The 17,448-nt window shown below is 59.0% G+C and carries 15 protein-coding genes and 1 pseudogene; 7 read left to right on the top strand and 9 right to left on the bottom strand.

Translation table 11 applies throughout. From position 1 onward, the window contains the following. Positions 1-309: 309 nt before the first annotated feature. Entirely contained in the window at positions 310-1,269 is a 960-nt protein-coding gene (locus tag BN2475_RS30340; RefSeq protein ID WP_094783086.1) for a LysR family transcriptional regulator, read from the top strand. A 1,089-nt stretch (positions 1,270-2,358) separates the two neighbouring features. Here BN2475_RS30340 and BN2475_RS30335 read toward each other — a convergent pair. The 7 genes from BN2475_RS30335 to BN2475_RS30305 form a co-directional block, all read right to left on the bottom strand. Further along, on the bottom strand, positions 2,359-3,606 hold the full coding sequence (locus BN2475_RS30335) for an MFS transporter (RefSeq protein WP_094783085.1): 1,248 nt from the start codon (positions 3,604-3,606) through the stop codon (positions 2,359-2,361). A gap of 76 nt (positions 3,607-3,682) precedes the next feature. Then, a complete protein-coding gene (locus BN2475_RS30330) occupies positions 3,683-5,005 on the bottom strand; it encodes a tetratricopeptide repeat protein (protein ID WP_094783084.1) in 1,323 nt (440 codons plus the stop codon). 116 nt (positions 5,006-5,121) lie between these two features. Next, a complete protein-coding gene (gene tehA / locus BN2475_RS30325) occupies positions 5,122-6,180 on the bottom strand; it encodes a dicarboxylate transporter/tellurite-resistance protein TehA (protein WP_245841696.1) in 1,059 nt (352 codons plus the stop codon). Continuing rightward, positions 6,164-6,421, bottom strand: a complete 258-nt coding sequence (locus BN2475_RS30320) for a heavy-metal-associated domain-containing protein (RefSeq protein WP_094783082.1) — start codon at positions 6,419-6,421, stop codon at positions 6,164-6,166. The genes tehA and BN2475_RS30320 overlap by 17 nt, the downstream gene beginning before the upstream one ends. 84 nt (positions 6,422-6,505) lie before the next feature. Then, positions 6,506-7,477, bottom strand: coding sequence for a copper resistance protein B (locus tag BN2475_RS30315; RefSeq protein WP_143325979.1), 972 nt, complete (start codon positions 7,475-7,477; stop codon positions 6,506-6,508). Then, positions 7,474-9,201, bottom strand: a complete 1,728-nt coding sequence (locus BN2475_RS30310; protein ID WP_094783081.1) for a copper resistance system multicopper oxidase — start codon at positions 9,199-9,201, stop codon at positions 7,474-7,476. The genes BN2475_RS30315 and BN2475_RS30310 overlap by 4 nt, the downstream gene beginning before the upstream one ends. Positions 9,202-9,216: 15 nt before the next feature. Further along, complete coding sequence (locus BN2475_RS30305; protein WP_094783080.1) at positions 9,217-9,429, bottom strand: heavy-metal-associated domain-containing protein; 213 nt, start codon at positions 9,427-9,429, stop codon at positions 9,217-9,219. Positions 9,430-9,626: 197 nt separating this feature from the next. On the opposite strand from BN2475_RS30305, the gene BN2475_RS30300 reads away from it, so the two are divergent. Together BN2475_RS30300 and cueR are read left to right on the top strand one after the other, a co-directional pair. Next, on the top strand, positions 9,627-12,065 hold the full coding sequence (locus BN2475_RS30300; protein ID WP_094783089.1) for a heavy metal translocating P-type ATPase: 2,439 nt from the start codon (positions 9,627-9,629) through the stop codon (positions 12,063-12,065). Between the two features lies 1 nt (position 12,066). Further along, a complete protein-coding gene (gene cueR / locus BN2475_RS30295) occupies positions 12,067-12,531 on the top strand; it encodes a Cu(I)-responsive transcriptional regulator (RefSeq protein WP_094783079.1) in 465 nt (154 codons plus the stop codon). A 706-nt stretch (positions 12,532-13,237) separates the two neighbouring features. On the opposite strand, the gene BN2475_RS35950 is transcribed toward cueR, so the two are convergent. Then, positions 13,238-13,540, bottom strand: coding sequence for a hypothetical protein (locus BN2475_RS35950; protein WP_245841693.1), 303 nt, complete (start codon positions 13,538-13,540; stop codon positions 13,238-13,240). A 63-nt stretch (positions 13,541-13,603) separates the two neighbouring features. On the opposite strand from BN2475_RS35950, the gene BN2475_RS30285 reads away from it, so the two are divergent. The 4 genes and pseudogenes from BN2475_RS30285 to BN2475_RS30270 all read left to right on the top strand — a co-directional run. Then, positions 13,604-13,861 (top strand): heavy-metal-associated domain-containing protein, encoded by a 258-nt coding sequence (locus tag BN2475_RS30285; protein WP_094783078.1) that lies wholly within the window; start codon positions 13,604-13,606, stop codon positions 13,859-13,861. Further along, positions 13,845-14,363 carry a BON domain-containing protein gene (locus BN2475_RS30280; protein ID WP_342744666.1) on the top strand — a complete coding sequence of 173 codons (519 nt, stop codon included), beginning with the start codon at positions 13,845-13,847 and terminating at the stop codon, positions 14,361-14,363. Before BN2475_RS30285 ends, BN2475_RS30280 begins: the two co-directional genes overlap by 17 nt. 97 nt (positions 14,364-14,460) lie before the next feature. Then, positions 14,461-14,904: a DUF3331 domain-containing protein gene (locus tag BN2475_RS30275; RefSeq protein ID WP_094783076.1), complete on the top strand. Its 444-nt coding sequence runs from the start codon at positions 14,461-14,463 to the stop codon at positions 14,902-14,904. Positions 14,905-15,642: 738 nt separating this feature from the next. Further along, positions 15,643-16,151 (top strand): annotated as a pseudogene (locus tag BN2475_RS30270) (LysR family transcriptional regulator); the annotation flags it as partial. Positions 16,152-16,155: 4 nt separating this feature from the next. Here BN2475_RS30270 and BN2475_RS30265 read toward each other — a convergent pair. Next, the gene (locus BN2475_RS30265) at positions 16,156-17,253 is read right to left on the bottom strand and encodes a porin (RefSeq protein ID WP_245841691.1); all 1,098 of its coding nucleotides are present in this window, start codon (positions 17,251-17,253) and stop codon (positions 16,156-16,158) included. Positions 17,254-17,448 lie beyond the last annotated feature (195 nt).

Below are 17,448 nucleotides of genomic sequence, written 5' to 3'. Positions count from 1 at the left end.
GTGCGATGAATCGGTAGCAATTCTTCGCTGATTTATGTGTCCCGGCAAACTAGATTTAGTATCGCGGATGCAAAGAAAAACTCTGCGGCTGGCAGATCCACCGTTCCAGCGCCGCTGTGAGTTTCTGAGAACAAAGTTTTTCTTGTCGTGACGGATAGAAAATGTGCGGTGTGCCGCGATGGGCCGGCGACTACAATCGAACGCACGCCTGCCTGTTCATTACACGACTGAGGTGAAGCCCACTTCGGCATCGCGCAATCAAAACTATATCCTCGGGCTGTTCTTTTTTGACAACGGTTTGGTTGCGCTATGAAGAGTTTTGCGTCGCTCACACAGATCACTATCTTTGTTCGGATTGCGGAGTCGGGCAGCCTGTCCGCGGCTGCTCGAGAATTGAATCTATCGCCTTCGGCCGTCAGCAAGAGCTTGGCGCAACTTGAAGACCGGCTGGGTGTGCTTCTCGTCAAACGTACGACTCGAAGCTTGACTTTGACGGACAGCGGCCGAATCATATTCGAGCGAGCAAACGACATCCTCGCCGATCTAGAAAGCACACTCGATGCGGCGCGGCAATTGAAGACTCTGCAAGGAAACCTGCGATTGACCTGCTCCATCGCGTTCGGGTCCAAGCAGCTCACGCCGATCATGGGGCGATACTTAGGCGGGCAACCGGCGGTTAGCGCATCAATCGTGCTCGACGACCGGCTGACCAATTTGGTCGAGGAAAATTTCGACTTGGCGATCCGTATCACCAGCAGGACCGACTCCAACTACGCGGCCAGGAAGCTCGCGGCGATACACTGGATGTACTGCGCTGCGCCAGACTATCTCGACTCGAACGAGCCGATTCGCAAACCCGCCCACCTCGCAGGCCACAGATGCCTAGCATATCCTGGCATGACTGCGAACGGGACTTGGTCCTTCCTCGGAAAAAACGAAACGCAGCAAATCGCTGTTAGGACGGTGCTCGATTCGAATTCGAGCTTGGCGTTGTATGAAGCCGCGCTGCAGGGGCACGGCGTTGCGTGTCTGCCGACGTATCTCGTCGCATCCGATATCGTTCGAGGCGCATTGCGTATTGTCGTGCCGGAGTATCGGGCGGCGATCACGCACACGCTATACGCCATGTACTACCGCTCGAAATACTCGAACGCGTTGGTGCGGAGTTTCATCGACTTTCTCGTCGAGAACATCGGTGAAAACCCTCCGTGGGAAAGGGCGCTGCAAGAAGCGATCGGCGTTCCACAGTTCGAGGTCGAAACGAGATGAGCGAGGACGCTGCGGCTGGCAACCGCGGCTTTGAACCATCAGCGAACTCTCGAAATGGAAGTAGGGCGACAGATTGCAGAGGAATGGAAAACGAGATAGTCCGTCACGACATCTTTCCGACCGTGGTACGGTTCAGTGGGGTCGCTCTTTCTCAGATTCTGAGCACTGTCATCTTCACAGGCCTCCCGCTAGTCGCCATTTGATTTCTGATGTGCACTACGCATCGGTCGGCCATATCTAGCCGCAACCTGGCGCTTATTGCGCTGGTCTTTGTGATCGCCTTGCTCCTGAAGAGAATGGGCGGGCGCTTGCGGGCACCGTGAATCCGGAATGTGGTCCGATACGCGCAAGGGATATCGGGAGCATCTGGCTGGAAAGCTAGATGCTAGCCGTGATACCGCGTCGTTCCTCTACATGTCCGTTGGTATGTACACAATGTCGAATAGTCGAAAGACATCTGCGCGACGGCACGCTAACTTGACGGTCAAAGCTCACCCGAAGACGTCTTACAAAAAAAGGCGAATTCGTGGAGCATTATTGGATGTAGTCCGGTCCTAACCGATCTCACTCTCCGCGAGAATGTCTTTCAGAAGTCAGTGAAATGTCCGCGCCCGACGGGTTATGTGTTCGATCCATTGACATGCTGACCCTCCAGTCCGGGCAATTCTAAGAAAATGGCAATGACGGGTTCGTCTGGAAAGGTGAGTAGGCGTGATGCATTGAAGAATATGGCGTCAGCTACGCTCGGTGTTGGCGCAGTGTTAACCCGTGGCGTAACTCGCGCCGAGTCGCAAGCCGCGCCTATCAGACATCCTGCGGGTTGGAAGCAGGAGCCCCCGAACGCCGCCCATCTACCGCCGAACCGCCCCGCGTGGATGATGGCGCCGGGGCGAGCGTTGACGGGATATGGCGCGCCCTCGATGTAACGGCAATTGATTTCGCGTCGTGGAACTACAGACATCTACAGTATCTGCACGGCATCGTTACGCCCAGTGGACGTTTCCTTTCGTCATGCACAAACACCGCAGCCGCACGACGGCTGTTGCGGTGTTTGTGCTTTGCAAATCGTTTGCGCGGATCGGCCGTTTATCACTTTGCTTGATCGCGAGTCGCCGACCTGAATCCGATCAGCCCGAGTACCGGACCAGGTATCAACAGCCATGTCGCATCGAGCCCGACGTGCTCGAATAAGGCAACTGTCGCGGCGATCGAAACGACCGTGATTGCAAAGCCGATGGAATTCTGGATGGCTAATGCGCTTCCCACCATCTCGGGCGGACAAGCTTTAGCGGCGAGGGCGGAGAATTGAGGGGAGTCGGCGACGACAGACGCCCCCCAAAGAATGAACAGCGCTGCAATGGCCCCGGTGGGAAGGTAGCGCCAGCCGATTGCGAAGGTTAGCGCGCAAAGACCTGACATGCCTAATGCCCCCGCCGCGACTTTTGCGCTACCGATATGGCGAGACAACATGCCACCGATCAGGGACCCAAGCGCGCCGACGCCGATTACGCAGAACGAGACGCCGGATACGCCCAATGCCGCGAAGCGCGACGATAGCGAGGTATGAGCCACCAACAGCGGCACGGTGGTCCAGAACGAATAGAGTTCCCACATGTGGCCGAAGTATCCGAGTGTTGCCGCGCGGAACGGACGCATCCGGAATGCGGAGAGAACGGACGGTGATCGTGCCTGAGTGGCTTGCGGCGTGATCGGGAACGGGCACCTGGTGCGCGCATGCGGACCGTCCCGCAACACGCCGATCATCACCGCGCCGATCAGCGCTAGCACTGACGAGGCGGTGATGATCATTTGCCAAGGGAAGCCTGCGCCCATGACGCGCATGGCGTGAGGGAGTGCGGTACCTAGGGTCAGCATTGCGACAAGCTGCGCAAGTGCTTGTCCGGTTCGCTCAGGCGCCCAGCCGACGATCAGCTTCATTCCCATCGGATAAATGCCTGCGAGGCATATACCGACACCGAAACGAAAGATTGCCCCGCTGACGAGACCGGAGGAGAGCCAGGCGAAACACACATTGAACGCCGCTCCCGCGATCGTGGCATAAACGAAGATCGTACTGGCTCGGAAGCGGTCGGCTGCACCACTTAGGGAGATCACGAGGGTGCCGAGAATGAACCCAAGCTGTACGGCATCGGTCAACCAGCCAATATCGGCGGCGCTCGCATGCCAGATGCGCATGAGGTCACCCGCCGTACTATTCGCGCTAAACCATAGCGCGGTGCCAAAAAGCTGTGCGATTGAGATCGTTGCGACCGGCCCTGCCGTGTCGACGAGTAGCTTCCGTAGTCCGGTGTTCTTCACCGTTATGCTTGAATTCATGGCACTCGATTTCTTGTTGCGTTTGGATATCGACGCACGGGGCGTTCGCGGGTCTGGACGGTGGGTGCGATGTCTCTCAAGCGTCTGCGACCTGCCCCATCCAGGACGAATCGCGCGGCGACGGGCGTCGACGCAGCCTTTCATCCAGAAGCGCGCGCGCTTTGGCCGCTTGCCCGCTTCGCATCAGCGAAACGAGCAGCGTTTCTTCCACGACGTCTCGTTGCGCGCCACTTCCGCCGATACGCACCACTTCATGAGCGACTGGTTCGAGGATTTCCGTGCAGAGCGCGTAGTCTTCGTCGGCAAAGGCGAGGGCCGCGCGACAAATTGCCGGCACGACAGGGCCGGCCGGAAGTTTGCCAACCCTAATCAAGTGGACCAGCGCATCGACGCGTTGGCCGAGGGCAGCCGTATCGCGGGTCGCAGCAGCAAGAAGCGCCATGTGGAAGTCGGCAAACGGGAAGCCGGCCTGTTTGAAGTATGCCGACGCGTACTTCGCCGCATCGTCCCACAGCCCTTCGGGCACCGGGTGACCATATGCTTGTATTCGCCAGAGGAACGACGAGGTATCGCTTACGACGTTGATGGGTACGCCGGTCGCGATGGGAGGAGCCACGTTTTGATTGTAGATGGCCAGCGCGCAGTCGGTATCACCGCGTTCCAACGCGATAAGGGCTGCATGCCACGCGATGTGGTTATGGAGCACCCCGCTGCGGTCGTACTCCGGCAGCCAACCATTGATCACCCTTTCCGCTTCATCGCCGGCACCTACCTCGTACAACACGTGCGTCACCGCATGCGCCGCGTTGGCGTTGTGTCGCCGCAGTTCGAGCGCACGTTCGGTCAACGAACGGCCTAATCGGAGGTTGCCGTTTTCGCCGTGAGACCAACCTCGATAGGTGAGAAACCACCAGTCGTCCGTTTCAAAATGTCGAGCGTGACGCTCGCAGAGGTCGACGCGCGCCTGATTATGATCGGACCTTCCGGAGAATGCGAAGAGGCCGAACGCTCCGAGCAGGAGCGACAGGATGAGGATGTCGTGCGGCCATTGGTCCGCGTGCTGGAGCGCGCCGTCAAGCGCCTTTGCTGATTGTCCGTTAATCGCCAGCGACAGGACTGCCACATGGCTCCGCTCCCGCTCTGTCCCATTGCGTCCGACGATTTCCATTGCCGTTGTGATCTTGTCTCGAGCCTGCGTGATTTCCGTCCGGATTGCATGAAAGCGTGCGCGCGCTGCATAGGCGAGCGCGAAGTCCACGTCCGCCGCAATCGCATCGTCGAGCATTTCGGCGGTGCCGGGCCACAACGAGAGCAGAAGGTCAACGCCGGTGCGATAGCGCTCGGCCGCGGAGTCCGACGAAGTCGAAAGTGGCTGGTTGTAGCGATCGAAGCGGGCCATATAGACGGTTTCTCCTGTGGAAATGATGAGCCATGGTGCGAGGCAACCGGAAGTTGCATCCGCCGGGGCGGGCGGGGCCTTCCCGCCATTAGATCAACTTCTTGGATGGCGGTGTTTCAATCAATCGACAAACTATATGGAATATCTGCCAAACCGGAGGGCACGATGACATGGAAGCCGATCGAGGCGCCGCCGAGGTTGGCGCCGCCCAGGCCGCTCGCTGTGCGCGCGCAGTCCGCCGATCGCACGCCCGACTGCGCTAGCTTGAGGCTGCAGACAGTCGCGGCCGCGATACCGAACGTATAGGCCCAGTAGGCAGGGATGAAGGACTGCACGCCCAGCCACAATCCGAGGCGTAGGCCAAGCAACAACTGGAAAAGTCCGTAACCCCAGAGCATGAGAAGCCAGTGGTCCGTGCTACCTGGAGACAATGCCAGCCAGGCCATGGCGCAAACGACCGGCGGGGCGAACTGAATGCCGATCAGGGGGCGCTGACGCGCGGGTATCGCTGTCGAATGCCATAGCCGATGGATTACCAGCGACTCGAGGGCTAACCATGAGAACAGCCCGGCACCTAAAAATAGCCAACCCCAGTCCGGGTACCCTAACGAACCAAGCGCCGCTGCGCTGGTGAAGTTGCCGGCAACAGTCGGCAGGTACAGGGTCGGCACCATGTCCTCCGAGTTCCTCCCGCCCTGCCATAGCGTGCCGGTGTGCCAGAGGGAGAAGCTCACGTGCCATGCGATGGCGCTCATGGCCAGAAGCCACGCGACGGTAATCGAGTATGGAAGGACTGCCATGGCGACGAGCAAAGTGGACACTGCCAACAATGCGGGCGTGCCGCCTTGCACAGGGTGCAGGAACTCGGCTTTGACGGCTTCGAAGTTCCGAATGGCTTGCCACAAGTAGCCGATGGCGAGTATGGCCCAGACCAACCCTGCGATGGCCAGAAGCACTTCGGCAGCGATGGGCGGCAGGCCCCATAGGCGCGTAGCGATGCGCCACCCCTGCCCGAGCCCGGAGACGCCTAGGACTATTCCGAAGTGGGACGCGGGAATATGTGTCCTGCATATGTGCATGAAGCGTGTCGTCGTCGGCGTCGCCGTATCGCAATGATGGTGTTCATCGCGAGCGGGCGACGCTGCGAGCGAGCAATCCTTATTGCTGTTGTCCACAGCAGCTCTTCGCCTGAGTGCATGCGTTGGCGGTCGCGTCTTCGACTCGCACGGGCGTGTAGCCGGCATCCGCAATGGCGTCGCGCAACTTGTTCGGATCGACATCGGTCGACTCGATCGTCACCAGGTGCCTGGCCGGGTCGACGGTGAACTTCGCGTGGTTGTCGACAGCCTTTAGAGCTTCGGTAATCGCGCCGGCGCAGTGACCACAAGTCATGTCATTTACTTCAAAGGCAATCATGAGACTTCTCCTAAAGGGTTTTGGCGATGAGACGTTGGAACTATCCAGCTTCCCATCGTCGGAATGTCAAGAGGCTTGCTGCAGTTAATACCAAATGCGAATGCCGGCAACCCACTGCTGATCGAAGACGGCTTGATGATCGTCGCGAGCAAAATTGGCAGTGCCGCCGAAGCGGCGCTTCCACTCCGCGCCGATGTAAGGCGCAACACGCCGGCTAATCTCATAACGCAAACGCAATCCGAGTTGGGCGTCGGAGATTCCGCTGCCGAGGCGCCGGGCGGGATCCGAGCGGCCGTACGCGTTGATTTCGAGGTCCGGTTGCAAGATCAGCCGTTGCGTGAAGCGCATGTTGTACTCTGCGCGCACGCGGGCCGCGGTTCGACCGGATGGGTCGACGTAGCCAGTGGCTTCGAGATCGAAGTTGTACGGCACTATGCCTTGGACGCCGAATGCCGCCCAATGGCGAGGCGGTCCATCGCCGAAGTCCTGGCGTATGCCGAGCTCCGTGTCCCAGTACGCCGCGACCGCATGGCTCCAGAGCGCCTCCACATCGCTTTCTCCGAAGTGGCCGCCACTACGTTCCCCCTCGCTGCGCACCCACAGCTTGTTGCTGTCGTTGCCGTACCATCCGTGCATCTCCCAAGCCAGCCCATTGCTGTCCCTGTTGTGAAACGCTTCCAACTGGTCGAACTGCAGCATGCCCACCGGCGCGGCGTCGTCCATGTCCATGCCAGGCTCGGAACTGGGACTGACGCCTTCGGAATAGTCGGCACGGCGCGCGTCGGGCGGTGCGCTGCCGCCCTGCATTGATCCCATTTTCATGCCGGCCATCGAACCGTTGCCATCTGGCGCAGCGCTGCCGTCTTGCATGGAGTCCATCTGCATGCCGCCCATCGAACTCTCAACGTGCGACGTAGCGTTCATCGGGGGCATCGAACTGCTGGCGGGAGCCTGCGCCACTTGTGCAAAGGCCATGGTCGGCGCAGCCAGCAATCCCATCGCTAGCCACAGAAAGCGCCGCGAGACGGTGGCGGCAATTTGTCGGTTTTCGGTCATGACACCACCACCTCGCGGAACATGCCCGCAAACATGTGATAAAGCATATGGCAGTGGTAGGCCCAGTGCCCTGGTGCATCGGCCGTCACACCATAGGCGATACGCTGCGCAGGCTGCACGTTGATGGTGTGCTTGCGTACCTGGAAACCACCGGACGGGTCCTCCAACTCGCTCCACATGCCGTGCAGGTGGATCGGATGGTTCATCATGGTGTCGTTGACCAGCACGACGCGCACGCGCTCCCCGGTTCTCAAATGGATCGGCTTCGCGTCGGAGAACTTCTCGCCGTCGAACGACCACATGAATCGGTCCATGTTGCCGGTAAGGTGCAGTTCAATCTCGCGGTTCGGCGCGCGCGGGTCGAGAGAACCGCCGAGCGTATGCAGATCGGCATAGGTGAGGACGCGGCGACCGTTGCCGCGCAGGCCTGCGCCCGGTTCGTCGAGGTTGGTGCGCGGCATGTCGACACGCATGTCCACTCCGGGGCCGTATTCGGTACTAGCATGATGCGTGACCGGTGCCGCGGCCATCTTGCCCATGCCGGTTTTCGCCGACATGGCCGCATGGTCGTGCGCCCCGCCCATCATCATTGCGCCCATCATGTCTCCCTTGTCCAGCCAGCCGACCGGATCCATGGCGGGCACGTCCGCCTGCATGCCGGGCCGCGGCGCCAAGGTGCCGCGAGCGTAGCCGCTGCGGTCGACGGATTGAGCGAACACCGTGTAGGCGCGGTCGTCCTCGGGTTGCACGATCACGTCGTAGGTTTCGGCGACGGCAATGCGGAATTCGTCCACGCTCACCGGCTCGACGTCCTGGCCGTCGGCGCTGACGACAGTCATCTTCAGGCCTGGAATGCGCACGTCGAAGATCGACATCGACGAGCCGTTGATGAAGCGCAATCGCACCTTTTCGCCGGGCTTGAACAGTCCGGTCCAATTGCCGGCCGGCGTGTGGCCGTTCGTGAGATAGGTATAGGTATGTCCCGACACATCGCTGTAATCGGTCGGGTTCATACGCATCTGCTCCCACATCTTGCGCTTGGCTAGAGCCTTGCTCAGCCCATGCTCTCGCACGTCCCGGAAGAAATCCGGCGCTGTGGGCATGGCGAAGTTGTAGTAATCGCCCGACTTCTTCAGCGTTGCGTAGATGTGCTCGGGGTCATCGTCGGACCAGTCGTTGAGCATCACGACATAGTCGCGATCGACCGCAATGCGGTCGGGCTCAGCCGGTTCGATGATCAGTGGACCGAAAACACCCGTTTGCTCCTGGAAGCGCGAATGCGAGTGGTACCAATAGGTGCCGGCCTGCCGCACGGGGAAGCGATAGACGAAGGTCTCGCCCGGCGCGATGCCCGGAAAAGTGATTCCTGGGACACCATCCATCTGAAACGGAACAAGAATGCCGTGCCAATGAATGGACGTCGGCACGCGTAGCCGATTGGTCACGCGCAGCGTCACCGTGGTCCCTTCCTTCCAGCGGAGCGTGGGCCCCGGGAGGCTGCCGTTAACGGTCGTGGCGAGGCGTGAATGGCCAGTGTAGTTGACGGGGGTCTCGGCGATATCTAGCGCGAAATCGGTGCCGCTCAGCACAGTCGGCTGGTCGGGACTGGTCAGCGCCCAGCTGCGCGCGGATTCGAGCATGCCAAGCGAGGCGACGCCGCCCAGGGCCACGCCCTGAACGAAGCGACGCCGCGACGTGTTGGATGGCGGAATGCGACTTTGCATGGAATTCTCCGTGGCTCACGACAGTCGTTGAAGCTGGTGGAAGGGGGAGCCCGGGTCCGCAATGGTGTCCCGCAGTTCGTTCGGATCGGCATCAGTCGATTCGAACGACACCAGGTGCCTGGCCGGGTCAAAGTTGAACTTCGCGTGGTTGTCGACGGCCTTCGGCGCTTCGGTAATCGAGCCGACGCCGTGACCACAGGTCATCTCGTTTACTTCAAAGGCAACCATGAGACCTCTCCGACTGGGTTTTATCGATGTGACGACGGGAGCATCAGTCTTCCCATCGTTGGAATGTCAAGCATCAATAAGCCCGCCAGCAAAGCGTTATGCAACCGCAAAAATTTTTTCGTGCCCCTCTTGACCTTCTGATGATGGCAAGGATCAAGCTGATATCCATCGAAAGACCAAACGAACCGGAGATCATCATGAGCACGATCGCTTCACCGACCGCACCCTTGGAATTCAAGCTACCCATCGAAGGCATGACGTGTGCGAGCTGCGTCTTGCGTGTCGAGAAGGCGCTCCAAGCATTGCCGGGCGTCGAAAGTACCGCAGTGAACCTCGCGACCGAAGAAGCCACCATTCGGGCCTCGGCGGAAGTCGATGCGGGGGCGCTTGCAGATGCCGTCCGCAAGGCGGGTTACGAAGTCCGGTCTCTCCCTATCGAGATCGGGATCGAAGGCATGACCTGTGCGTCGTGCGTGGGCCGGGTGGAAAAGGCGCTACTGAAAGTCCCCGGCGTGTCGGCCGCATCGGTGAATCTCGCCACCGAGAAGGCTACCGTCACGGCCCTCTCCGGCGTATCGTTCGCGACCCTGGCAGCAGCCGTCCACAAGGCCGGCTACGCGGCCAAACCGGTCGAGGACACATCCGCCGCGCCGGCTGCTGCGGGTCTTCCGCAATGGTGGCCGGTGCTGGCAGGCGCGTTGCTGACGCTTCCGCTGTTGCTGCCGATGTTGCTGGAGTTGTTCGGTATTGAGTGGGAGTTGGGGGGCTGGGCGCAACTGGCGCTGGCGACGCCAGTGCAGTTCTGGCTTGGCGCGCGTTTCTACCGCGCTGGCTGGAAGGCGGTGAAGGCGGGCAGCGGCAACATGGACCTGCTGGTCGCGCTGGGCACGAGTGCGGCGTACGGGCTTTCGGTTTTTCTGTTGTGGAAGCACGCGAACGGCGAAACACCGAATCTGTATTTCGAGGCCTCGGCCGCGGTGATTACGCTGGTGCTGCTCGGCAAATGGCTGGAGACTCGTGCCAAGCGGCAGACTGCCGACGCAATCCGTTCGCTGAATGCTTTGCGGCCGACTGTCGCCCGGGTCCTGGTGAACGATGCCGAAGTTTCCACACCGGTCGAGCAGGTCGCAGTCGGTGATGTCGTTGTCATCCGTCCCGGAGAGCGCGTGCCGGTCGATGGGGAAGTTATCCACGGCCGCAGCCACGTCAATGAGTCGCTCATTACGGGTGAGAGCCTGCCGGTAGCGAAGGCTGTCGGCGACAAGGTGACCGGGGGCTCGGTCAACGAAGAAGGCCTGCTAAAGGTGCGCACGGCGGCTATCGGTGCCGAGACGACGCTCGCGAGAATCATCCGCATGGTGGAGTCGGCGCAGGCGGCGAAGGCACCGATTCAGCGCATCGTCGATCGAGTGAGCGCCATCTTCGTTCCCGTCGTCCTCGGCATTGCGCTGCTGACCTTCGTCGGCGGGGTCCTTTACAGTGGCAATTGGGAGCAGGCCTTGATCTCTGCAGTGGCGGTACTCGTCATCGCTTGCCCCTGTGCGCTTGGCCTGGCTACGCCCACGGCTATCATGGCCGGTACCGGCGTTGCCGCGCGCCAGGGCATTCTGATCAAGGATGCCGAGGCGCTGGAAGTGGCGCACTCGGTGACCGCCGTAGCCTTCGACAAAACGGGTACGCTGACCGAAGGCAAGCCGTCGCTCGTCGCGATCGAGGCGGCCGACGGCGGCGATGTGAACGATGTGTTGCAACTCGCGGCCGCGCTGCAGAAGACCAGTGATCACCCGCTCGCCCATGCAGTGATGGAGAAGGTCAGGGTTCATCGAATTGCCGTGCCGCCGGCGCACGACGCTCAGGCTCTCCCTGGCCGTGGTGTGCAGGCCGTTGTCCGGGGTCAGCACCTGCTGCTAGGCAGCACGCGGCTGATGAGCGAGGCAGGGGCAGATCCTGGCCCGCTGGCAGCTGTGGCCCATCGCCTTGAGGGGGAGGGAAGGACCATCTCCTGGCTGCTGGTCCAGGAGGACAATCGGGCTCGCGTGCTGGGGCTGCTGGCCTTCGGCGACACAGTCAAGCCTGCGTCGTACGCTGCCGTGGCGCGGCTGCGCGAGCTTGGCATCAGGACGGTGATGCTGACGGGCGACAACCAGGGCAGTGCTCGTGCCGTGGCGCGCGAGTTGGGGATCGATGACGCTCGCGCGGAATTGTTGCCGGGCGACAAGGCGTCTATCGTTGAGGAGCTGCGCAAGCAAGGTCACATCGTGGCGATGGTCGGTGATGGATTGAACGACGCACCGTCTCTTGTGGCGGCGGATGTGGGTTTGTCAATGTCGACGGGCACCGATGTGGCGATGGAAGCGGCAGGTATCACGCTGATGCGTGGCGATCCGCGGCTGGTGGCGGATTCGTTCGACGTCTCGCGTCGTACTTACTCGAAAATCAAACAGGGCTTGTTCTGGGCGTTCGCGTATAACGTGCTGGGCATTCCGCTGGCGGCTTTGGGCATGCTGAACCCGGTCATTGCCGGTGCGGCCATGGCCTTCAGCAGCGTGAGCGTCGTCACCAATGCGCTGATGCTGCGCCGCTGGAAAGGCGCAGCGACTGGTGCCGGCGCAGCTGGCCAGAATCAAGGAGAATGAAATGAACATCGGCGAAGTAGCGTCCGTCTCCCGCGTCTCGACGAAGATGATTAGGCATTATGAAGGTCTCGGGCTGTTGCCGCAGGCGAGCCGTACGAGTAGCGGTTACCGGCAGTACAGCGACAAGGATGTGGGCAGGCTGCGGTTTATCCGCCACTGCCGCGATCTCGGTTTTTCATTGGACCGGATCAGCGAACTGCTGGACCTGTGGCAAAACCGCGAGCGCTCCAGCCGGCAGGTCAAGACACTGGCGCGGGCACACATCGCCGAACTCGACGAAAAGCTGAAAGAACTCAACGAAATGAAGGCTGCGCTCGAACATTTGATGCACTGTTGCCATGGAGACGACAGGCCGGAGTGTCCAATCATCGAGTCGCTCGCTTCCGAAGCAGCCTTGCGAGACCATGCCGCCAATACCTCTGCCCGAAAGAGCCTGCCCGACAAGCGGCGGCACGTCACTCGTTGAGTTGAGATTCTTCACAAATCGAATATCGTAGCGCTTGAGTAGCTGCCCGTGGAAAAATGCGATTTGAATTCAATCCACGGGCACTGCAGATTTGGCCGCTCCCGCTAGAGCCCAGGGTCGTGACTTAGCTGGGCCCCTATAGTTCGTTTTATTCAATGGTACCCGCCGACAGCGTGCCGACCAGGACAATGTTTGGTCTCGCCGTGGCGGTAGTTGACCGGTGCGCACGGCCCGATACATCAGTATTTTGCGCTTCTCGGCCGTCAAACCCTTCCAACTGCCAGTGCCGGCATAGTGTGAGGTGAGCCAACAGAGGCTTCCGCTGCTCACTGAAATTCTGTCGGACCTAGCATTTTTCCAGACGTAGCGCGGTTGGCCCGGTCGAACTTCAGGCCACGCAGAAGATCCTGCGCAGATTTTGCGCTGTGCGCTGCGACGGCCCGTGTTGGGCTTGCCGTACAGCGCCTTTACGCCCATGTGCTGCATCAGCGTGCAAACGCGACGGCAACTAACTTCATGGCCTTCCCGGCGTAACAGGCACGCCGGCATTCATGCTCTCGCAAACGGAAAAACCATGTGTAGTTCGCTGATTCGTCACATTAACAACTGATTGGCCTCGCTGACCGGCTGCGGTCGGTAATGCGCGCTCGATCTCGCGATGTCAGCCAACCGCGTTTGTTGCGAAACCGGCAGCACGTACGTACAGTCAATCGTCGCTTGTGATCAGTGATCTTAACGTGGTGAGTGCACCACTTAGAAAGATCATTCTCCAGCGTCGACTGGCCGATCTTCCCGCGCAGCGTTTCACATCCCCGGCGGCTTGCTCGGCGGCGCGCTGAAAATGCGTGGCCACATTGGTCGGGATGTCGTGCCTTACGTTGACATGGCATGGACGCGCCGTTTTGGGGGCACTGCCGATTTTGCCCGCGACGATCATCAAGCCGTCTTCGATCAGCAGTGGGTTGCCGGCATTCGCATTTGGTATTAACTGCAGCAGGCCTCTTGACATTCCGACGATGGGAAGCTGGATAGTTCCAACGTCTCATCGTCAAAACCCTTTAGGAGAAGTCTCATGATTGCCTTTGAAGTAAATGACATGACTTGTGGCCACTGCGCCGGCTCCATTACCGAAGCGCTGAAGGCTGTGGACGGCCAAGCAAAGTTCACCGTCGACCCGACCAGGCACCTGGTGACGATCGAGTCGACCGATGTCGATCCGAACAAGCTGCGTGATGCCATTGAGGATGCAGGTTACACGCCCGTGCGAGTCGAAGAGGGCACTGTCAACGCATGTGCTCAGGCGACGAGCTGCTGTGGACAACAGCACTAAGGTTTGCGCGCCCGCAACGTCGCCCGCTCGCGATGAACATGTTGATGACGCGTACTTCCCTCACTTTTTCAGACTTGAAGCGTTTTTCTCGAACCTCAAATTAAAGGATCAAATCATGAAACTTCGGCAACTCGTTTTGAGCAGCGGTCTTGCTTTCGCTGTTGCGGCCATGGCGTACACCCCGGCGTTCGCCGTGGACGCAACGGCGGCTGCGTCGGGCACCATCATTACGACAGGCAAGCAGGCCACCACGACTAAGAAATCGATTCGCGCAGCTAACCACGCATTCTCCAGGACCGTTCAGAAGGCCATTTTCAGAACCAAAGGTCTCGAGGCAGCGTCGATCGCCGTATTCGGTGATGCAAAGACGGGGCACGTGACGCTGGCCGGCCAGATTGACAGTGAGGAGCAGGATGGCCTGGCTGTTGATGCGGCCCAGAAAGTGCAAGGCGTCACCTCAGTTAGCAGCAAGTTGATGGTGCGCGAGCAAGGCGGAGGCTAAAGCGGTCGGCGCGGTGGCCGGATCTGGCCGCCGGGCACATGAACGTGCTTCTCTCAGTTTTCGCACTATGGTCACGCAAGCTATTGGAGATGGATCGATGACCGCGCTATCCGAAGACAATATCGTGATTCTCACATTGTTGAACGTCCTTGATCCGTCTGCCGAGCAGCTCAATGCGTGTGCGAAGAAGCAATTGGTAGCGCTCAAGAAGCGTCGCACCAGTGTATGTCAACCTGTGACTGGAGATCATCAGCGCCTGGCGAAGCGGCCTTCCAATATTATGGTCGTGGATCGATTGTCAACATGCACGATCAGCGTTTCGTGGAGCGATCCGTGTGTCGGTCGATACACAGAGCAGATCTGGTGCAGCGGTCGCGCTAACGCCGCAGCGATCTGCGCACTGACGGGGCGCGCCATCAATCGCGGCGACCGGGTGTTTCGTCCCCGTACACGCGAATGGCGCGTGCCGCCGAATTGCCATCAGATGATTCTGGCGGCAACGATCGGAGATTGTACCGACCTGACGATCGCTGGCGAATAACATGCTGCTTCGTACCTCTTGCGACTCGCGAGGTCGCTCGCATTTGATTCTTGGCGCCCAATTCAAATCTTCCTTGTGAGGACTGCTAGCTTTCTCGGCGAGCTGTTAACCCTGGATACCTGATCAACGTCTGCCCAAGGATGGAAGCGCTGAATAGCTGGCTGATGATATCCAGATTGCCTTGGCCCGACTTCAGCGTTGTCCACGCGACGTGGTGTTCAACTACTTACGGCGAGCGACCGTCGCTTCTGCTGCCCACACAGTATCTATTCTTGTCCCGGCACGAACTGGCCGAGGGCGAGAGGGCAAGTCATTGGGTCAGATCTCCCGCTGGGTTTGACTGTGAGGCTGGAGGCACTCGTGATCTTCCAAGATGTCGGAATGTCAATGGACCGGCGCAACTCTGTCTTGCGATGAGGATTATTGAGTAAATTTCCCTTGACCTTTCGACGAGGGAAAGGTTGAAGCTGTAGGTCTGGCGGACAAACTAATTGGCTGGAGATCCGTCAGTACAGTCGCAGCATCCCTATTCGTGGGAGGCAACGGCCCTATGAAGGTCCGAGCTGCGCGAGCCGGGGCTCGCATATGGAGAAGGCATCGCACACGCTGCCAAGCATCGAAAGTATCGCAGTTCGGCGTCAGCACTTGTTATGTAGTTGATGTCGATGCGATGGTCAACACCGTTGGCAGAAAACGGGAACAAAGTCCGCTCCCATCGGTTAGAGGAAAATTGCTGTAATGGATACCCTTCAAAACATGCGGGGTTTGTACGTATCGTCGAGGTTGGCAGCTTCACCGCAGCCGCTCAATCGATGAATGCGACTACGGGTGTGATGTCGCGCGCGGTGTCGGAGCTCGAGGCGCGATTGCGCACCCGGTTGGTGAATCGTTCGACGCGTCGCCTCGCGCTAACGTCGGCCGGTGAGAGCTATCTGCGACGCTGTCGCCAAATCCTCGCCGATATCGACCATGCCGAAGAGGAGGCGAGCAGCGCCCACAAACGGCCTGCCGGCGTGCTACGCATGCGCAGCTTCCCGAGTGTCGACCATCACTATGTGTTGCCTGCGCTTACGCGCTATCACGCTCAATATCCGGACGTGTCAATCGAGCTGTCGCTATCGCAGCAGATACCCGACCTGTTTGACGGTACGAGTGACATGGCGGTGGTGGCCGCGTGGTCACTACCTGATTCGGACCTGGTGTCGCACATGCTCGGCTCAACCTTCAGCATTCTGTGTGCGTCGCCTGTAGCTAGAAAGTCGTTCGCAATCCAAATCTAAACACGCGTGCCGTGGAGTTGGGGGATGCCGGTTCTCCGTAATATAAGGCCTGCCCCAGCGTGTAAGCGGCTCCATTTTTGTTTTTTGTTTGCGCATACCCGACATATAGACTGGTTTGCTTTGAAAGAGAATAAATCCCCCCCAGTCCCACGATATACGCGTTTTGTGATCGAATAACTCCACCCGACATGTCAATAAGTTTCATAACTTGCGCCATTACCACAGTCGAACGTGTAAATTGGTAGCTCGCCCCCAGATTAACGATTGCATATTCCAACCTGTTCTTCGACGATGCTGCGCCAGTTCTGACAGAATAGTCGTCTTTCGTATATCCAAAATAGACTCTTGCCGGCCCAATCACATAGTTGCCACCGAGACCCCATGCCTTGTAATATCCAAAGTCCGATGCGTCTTTCTGATGAACATATCCGGCGTGAAACGTCGCCGTGCCGTTGGTGTAATTGATTGCCCCGCTAAAAGATGTTCCGCCACTTGTAGATTCCGCCCCGCCGCCGAGACCGTACATCAACCCCACCGAGAATCCAACAATTTTCGGAGATGAGTAAAGAATGGAATTGTTAACACGGCAAGTGATGATCTCGGTAAGGAGGGTACCTTGGACTGCACCATTAGGCAAAGTACGATCGACGTTCCAGACACTCCCTCCTAAGCCTCCTGAAAAAACGTCGTTGTCACTCAGGGCGAGAAACTCTGGCGAGTATTGACGACCAAAAGTTAAAATCCCCTCTGGACCTTCGAAGCCAATATACGCCTGCCGGCCGAAAAGCGCGCCGCTCTGCTGTATGGTGCCGTCATTAGGCGCAAAGCCACTTTCAAGTCTGAAAACAGTTTTGTAACCGTTACCGAACGCTTCACTGCCCATAAGACCAAGTCGCGAGCCGAACGTGCCGCCATTCGCAATTTTTGTTAAGGTTCCTCCGCCCTGATTTGAGATATCAATGAGAACATCTAGTGCACCGTATAGCATGACGCTAGTTTGAGCTCGGCTTGAAACACAGACTAACCCGAAAATCACTCCCATCGCCACTGCGTACACCGCTTTTCTCATTTAATATTCCCCATCGATCTTGGTATTGACCGGCTGGTATCGTGACCATTGAACAAATCCGACAGAAGGCAGCGCCGTACGAAGTAAAAGCCAAATCTATGCCATTCGCAGTACCGTTACTATTCTTCACATGTCGGTGATTGAGAAATTGGCAATCCTAGGCTTGGCATGATTCGCCCCTAGGGAAGCGCTGAT

The sequence above is a fragment of the Paraburkholderia ribeironis genome, assembly GCF_900019265.1.
Taxonomy (GTDB): domain Bacteria; phylum Pseudomonadota; class Gammaproteobacteria; order Burkholderiales; family Burkholderiaceae; genus Paraburkholderia; species Paraburkholderia ribeironis.
The sequence above is the reverse complement of the archived record's forward strand: the minus strand, read 5'-3'. Positions and strand labels throughout refer to the sequence as shown.

What these genes read in the sequence shown, in the direction of transcription:
- BN2475_RS30340 (WP_094783086.1), top strand. Translation starts at nt 310, where the DNA reads ATGAAGAGTTTTGCGTCGCTCACACAGATCACTATCTTTGTTCGGATT.
- BN2475_RS30335 (WP_094783085.1), bottom strand. Translation starts at nt 3,606, where the DNA reads ATGAATTCAAGCATAACGGTGAAGAACACCGGACTACGGAAGCTACTC.
- BN2475_RS30330 (WP_094783084.1), bottom strand. Translation starts at nt 5,005, where the DNA reads ATGGCCCGCTTCGATCGCTACAACCAGCCACTTTCGACTTCGTCGGAC.
- BN2475_RS30320 (WP_094783082.1), bottom strand. Translation starts at nt 6,421, where the DNA reads ATGATTGCCTTTGAAGTAAATGACATGACTTGTGGTCACTGCGCCGGC.
- BN2475_RS30315 (WP_143325979.1), bottom strand. Translation starts at nt 7,477, where the DNA reads ATGACCGAAAACCGACAAATTGCCGCCACCGTCTCGCGGCGCTTTCTG.
- BN2475_RS30310 (WP_094783081.1), bottom strand. Translation starts at nt 9,201, where the DNA reads ATGCAAAGTCGCATTCCGCCATCCAACACGTCGCGGCGTCGCTTCGTT.
- BN2475_RS30305 (WP_094783080.1), bottom strand. Translation starts at nt 9,429, where the DNA reads ATGGTTGCCTTTGAAGTAAACGAGATGACCTGTGGTCACGGCGTCGGC.
- BN2475_RS30300 (WP_094783089.1), top strand. Translation starts at nt 9,627, where the DNA reads ATGAGCACGATCGCTTCACCGACCGCACCCTTGGAATTCAAGCTACCC.
- cueR (WP_094783079.1), top strand. Translation starts at nt 12,067, where the DNA reads ATGAACATCGGCGAAGTAGCGTCCGTCTCCCGCGTCTCGACGAAGATG.
- BN2475_RS35950 (WP_245841693.1), bottom strand. Translation starts at nt 13,540, where the DNA reads ATGTCAAGAGGCCTGCTGCAGTTAATACCAAATGCGAATGCCGGCAAC.
- BN2475_RS30285 (WP_094783078.1), top strand. Translation starts at nt 13,604, where the DNA reads ATGATTGCCTTTGAAGTAAATGACATGACTTGTGGCCACTGCGCCGGC.
- BN2475_RS30275 (WP_094783076.1), top strand. Translation starts at nt 14,461, where the DNA reads ATGACCGCGCTATCCGAAGACAATATCGTGATTCTCACATTGTTGAAC.
- BN2475_RS30265 (WP_245841691.1), bottom strand. Translation starts at nt 17,253, where the DNA reads ATGAGAAAAGCGGTGTACGCAGTGGCGATGGGAGTGATTTTCGGGTTA.